The following is a 4,602-nucleotide window of genomic DNA, read 5'->3' as shown; positions in this document are numbered from 1 at the left end:
GTTGCCACAGCTTCAATACTTCCTGCAGCTGCCAAACAATGACCAACCATAGATTTTAAAGAGTTAATATATGGAAAATCATCCCCTTTTCTATGTAAGGCTTTGGTCCAATTCTCAATTTCTAAACCATCTTTTGAAGTCGCTGTTAAATGACCATTAATGGTATCGATATCATCTGCTGATATATTAGCATTTATAATAGCATCTTTAATACAACGTTGCACAGCCTCAGCATTTGGAGCTGTCATTGTACCGCCATCACGTTGTCCTCCAGAGTTGATATTTCCACCTAAAACCTCAGCATAAATAGTCGCGTTTCGTTCTAGTGCATTCTCTAAAGATTCTAAAACTAAAGCACCAGCACCTGCACCTGGAACGAATCCAGAAGCACTTTCACTCATAGGTCGAGAGCCTTTTTCTGGAGAGTCGTTATGCTTATACGTCATGACGCGCATGGCGTCAAATCCACCCCAAATATAGGGACCATCATCGCTACAACTTCCAACGAGCATTCGTTTTGCTTGTCCGTTTTTAATGCGTTCATAACCCATTAAAATAGCTTCAGTTCCAGTCGTGCAGGCTGATGAATTTGTGGTTACTTGATTTCCTAATCCTAGAATTCCACCTAAAAACGCACTAATTCCGCTAGCCATAGTTTGCACTACGACAGTACTTCCTAGCCGTTTCACTTGTTTGTCATCTAGCTTATAAATAGCTTCTCTAAATTTTTCAACGCCAGAGGTTCCTGTCCCAAAAATAGTTCCACTATCAACATCTAGTTCGCTGTTTGCCTCTACTGATAACCCAGCGTCTTTCCAAGCATCAATTCCAGCCATACAGCCATACAAAATCCCAGAACTATTAAAACCTCTTAACTGTAAAGGGGTTAAATACTCGAGTTTCTTTTCTTCGGAAATTTGCGGAATACCACCAATACAACACGAAAAATTCAAGTCTGCTAGTTGTTGATGAAATATAATCCCGGAGGCTCCGTTTTTAATGGCTTTTGAAAACGCATCGAGTCCTACTCCATTTGGTGCAACAACTCCTAATCCTGTTATGACGACTCTGTTCATTCTCTATTCCTGCGCAGGCAGGAATCTTTTTTTAGTATTAATTCTAATCTCTAAATTTATTTAGTCCTAAATTCCAATTCATGCTCAAATCCATCCAACTTGGATTCATATCTTCAATCAGTTTAATTTTCCAATCTCGCTCCCATTTCTTGAATTGAATCTCTCTAATAGAAGCTTCTTCTCCATCTTCAAACTCTTCAAAATAAACTAACAAGTTACATTTATATTTAGCAGTAAACGCTCTGGGGTATTTTATAAACTTATGCTCTTTAACTCTTTCTATAATATGATCTGTACACCCAATATAAAGAACTCCTTCCTTCTTATTCGTCATTATATATACGCACCACAGTTTTGAGTTTTCACTCATGCTTTATAGAGATTCCTGCCTTCGCAGGAATATGTAACATTCCTGATATTTGTCCTCTACAAACCAATTCATTTTTCTCATTTAACATCTTCACTTTACATTTCAATTTATTAAAACGAAACACTTGTTTTTCTGAAACCACTGTGACTTTCTCACCAGGTAATACAGGTAAAAAGAAATCAACTTGACTCGACGTCAACGCAACTTGCGGTTGATTATCTTCAGATAATTGATCTTTCAGTATATAAATCCCTAAACATACGAGTCCTATTTGCGCCATACATTCGGTAAGAATTACACCTGGCGTAATTGGATTATTTTTAAAATGACCTTCGTAGAAATAGGAATCTTTTTTGAAGGTGTAATGTCCTGTTATCCCTTCCAAAGACGTCATCGTTAATTCATCAACAAATAGAAATGGTTGTTGATATGGTAATAATGATATGATTTGGTTATTGTTCAATTCAAATATGTTTTTTTATAAGACCTTTCGACTCCGCTCAAGGTGGCCCATTGATTTCAATTTAATTCTAGGATATATGTTCGCCTCCATCCACAGGAATTACGCATCCATTAATCCAACTCGCTTCATCTTTTGATAACAGATATACTGCATTAGCAACATCATCAGGTCGTGTTAAACGCTTAAATGGATTACGTATTAAACTATGTTCTTTAATTTGCTCACTTCCCGGAATCATTCGTAATGATGCAGTATCAGTCACACCTGCTTGGATACAATTAGCTCTAATTCCAAAAGGTGCAAATTCTAAGGCAATATTTCTAGTAATCGCTTCTAAAGTTACTTTTGCTGCAGATACTGCTGCATAATTTTTCCAAGCTTTCGTATTTCCTTCACTTGTAAAACTGATAATTCGAGCATCACTCGCAAATAATTGAGCGTCAAAAACAGCTTTAGTCCAATCGTATAGACTAATAGCCATGGCGTTAATTGTCAAATTAAAATCATCGTTTTTTAGTGTTGGTTTTTCTTCGGAAATCATCGGTTTTAAATTCCCTTTGGCGACACTATGAACGAGTGTCCTTATGTTACCTTCTGAGGTAAATAGTGCTTTCAATTCTGAAATAATTTGTTCTCGTTTTTCAGATTTAAAAGCATCAACATTATACGATTTAAATTGAATCCCTTCAGCTATTATAGTTTCAAATTCTGAATTGACTTCATCTTCTTGTGCTCTTGAATTTCTGTGAATGATGCAAATATTCATGCCATGTTTAGCTAGTTTTTTTGCTGTAGCTAAACCTAATCCGCTTGAACCTCCGAGAATCAGTGCCCAATAGTTTTTATCTTGAAAATCATTCATATAGATGCTTATTCCTCAAACTAAATTTATAAAAATTTTTATTCGCCCATACTATTTTTTAGGACCTCATGATGTGCTGCGCAGTTCTTGATAAAAAAACGAAATCAAGGTACGAGATTCACGAACACAAATTTATTAAAATTAAAACGGTGTGAACTAAGCAAAAAAATCAAAACTTAACATTGTTTTACTCGTTGATTAAAACTACGTCATAAATATTAAACTACCACTCTAACAATATGCGTTGTGCTGAAAACCCTGGTCCGAAACTTAGCATTAAGCCTCTATCGCCTTTAGGCAATTGTTTATCCATAAAGCGTTCTAAAACGTATAATACTGTCGCACTACTCATGTTTCCGTAAAGTTTAAGAACATCTTTGGTGTCGTCAATATTTTTGCCAAGAGAGCCAAACAAATCTTCTACGGTTTGTACAATTTTCTTACCTCCAGGATGGAAAATCAAATGATCTATATCTTCTATTGAAATATTATTACGTTCTAAAAATGGATGGACAATCCTAGGGAAATGTTCTGAAATTGTCTCAGGAACAGCTTTATCCAAAATCATTTGTAAACCTGTATTTACAAGTTTAAAACCCATCATAGTTTCAGCATCATAAAAATGATACATGGCTTCGTCTATAATTTTCGGACCTTCTTCATTTTCGTAAGATGATAAAATCACACTTGAAGCGCCATCACCAAAAATAGCAGCACTTACAATATTTACCATTGAATAATCATCGAGCTGAAATGTTGCCGTTGGCGATTCTACAGCAATTACTGCTGCACGTTTATTGGGATTCGCTTTTAAAAAATTCTTTGCATAAATAATTCCTGAAACTCCTGCAGCACAACCCATTTCAGTCACTGGAAGTCTTACGATATCCTGTTTCATCTTTAGGTTATTAATCAAGTACGCATCTACAGACGGAATCATAATACCAGTACAACTAACCGTTATGATATAGTCGATATCTGTTGGTTTTAGTTTTGCTTTGTCTAAAGCTTTTACTAATGATTGTTCTGCCAATTGTATAACTTCACGAGAATAGATCTCATTTTTTTCTTCAAAAGACGTATTCAAAAACACGTCCTCTGCATCCATTATAGAATAGCGCCTATCCACTCCAGCGTTCTCAAAAAGCTTAATTACTTTTCGTTTAAAACGATCGTCTTGATCGGCTAACCAGATATTCAAAAAGGGAATAATGTCTTTAGTTTCTCTAGTATATTTTGGTAGCTGTTTTGCTACCGACGTTATTTTTACACTCATGTTATCTTATTGTACTTAATTAAGCTTTCTCCTAAAGTCGCAAAGCGAAATGTGAATATTCAAACTTAATATATTCTTGAATTACTTTTTCTTTTGCCACGAATGACGCAAATTCTCACTAATCTTCTAATACTGTGATTACTCTTACTCTCGATTTAAACTAATTTTTTCCTTCGGAAAATGTGTTTTATTTAAAACTCGACAACCAAACTTCAACTATGAACTTTTAAGTATCCACTGGAACCGGAAAGCCCATTTCCATTGTAGATTATAATTGGCGTTTAATTGTTGTGATATATTTTCTAACTCTGGTCTTTTAAACCCTCTCAATACTGAGGTTAGCCCGTCTTCAACAATGGTCTTATTTTTAATTGTTGTACACAGTAATTTAAAAAGGTAATACGCTAATTTATGTCTATGTAAATCGTTAACCACAATTCCTAATTTAGCCTTTTCTAAAACAGGTTTTAAAAAGGTAACCAAATCATCTTCCTTAAAATGATGCAGAAATAATGTAGTCAACACTAAATCATAATCTAGTTGCTCAAAATCTTC

At 35.0% G+C, this 4,602-nt stretch carries 5 protein-coding genes and 1 pseudogene; all 6 read right to left on the bottom strand.

Going from position 1 to position 4,602, the window contains the following annotated elements; all coding sequences use genetic code 11:
* Positions 1 to 1,076, bottom strand: a 1,076-nt coding sequence (locus ACJAZK_RS14785; RefSeq protein WP_415224706.1) for a beta-ketoacyl-[acyl-carrier-protein] synthase family protein, incomplete at its 3' end; no start/stop codon positions are given.
* 43 nt (positions 1,077 to 1,119) lie between these two features.
* Complete coding sequence (locus tag ACJAZK_RS14780) at positions 1,120 to 1,446, bottom strand: GIY-YIG nuclease family protein (RefSeq protein ID WP_415224705.1); 327 nt, start codon at positions 1,444 to 1,446, stop codon at positions 1,120 to 1,122.
* Positions 1,439 to 1,909 (bottom strand): 3-hydroxyacyl-ACP dehydratase FabZ family protein, encoded by a 471-nt coding sequence (locus tag ACJAZK_RS14775; RefSeq protein WP_415224704.1) that lies wholly within the window; start codon positions 1,907 to 1,909, stop codon positions 1,439 to 1,441. The genes ACJAZK_RS14780 and ACJAZK_RS14775 overlap by 8 nt, the downstream gene beginning before the upstream one ends.
* Positions 1,910 to 1,976: 67 nt before the next feature.
* Entirely contained in the window at positions 1,977 to 2,771 is a 795-nt protein-coding gene (locus ACJAZK_RS14770; protein ID WP_415224703.1) for an SDR family NAD(P)-dependent oxidoreductase, read from the bottom strand.
* A gap of 223 nt (positions 2,772 to 2,994) precedes the next feature.
* Complete coding sequence (locus ACJAZK_RS14765) at positions 2,995 to 4,047, bottom strand: type III polyketide synthase (protein WP_415224702.1); 1,053 nt, start codon at positions 4,045 to 4,047, stop codon at positions 2,995 to 2,997.
* A 216-nt stretch (positions 4,048 to 4,263) separates the two neighbouring features.
* Positions 4,264 to 4,602 (bottom strand): annotated as a pseudogene (locus ACJAZK_RS14760) (methyltransferase); the annotation flags it as partial.

Source organism: Psychroserpens sp. (genome assembly GCF_047633235.1).
Taxonomy (GTDB): Bacteria; Bacteroidota; Bacteroidia; order Flavobacteriales; family Flavobacteriaceae; genus Psychroserpens.
The sequence above is the reverse complement of the archived record's forward strand: the minus strand, read 5'-3'. Positions and strand labels throughout refer to the sequence as shown.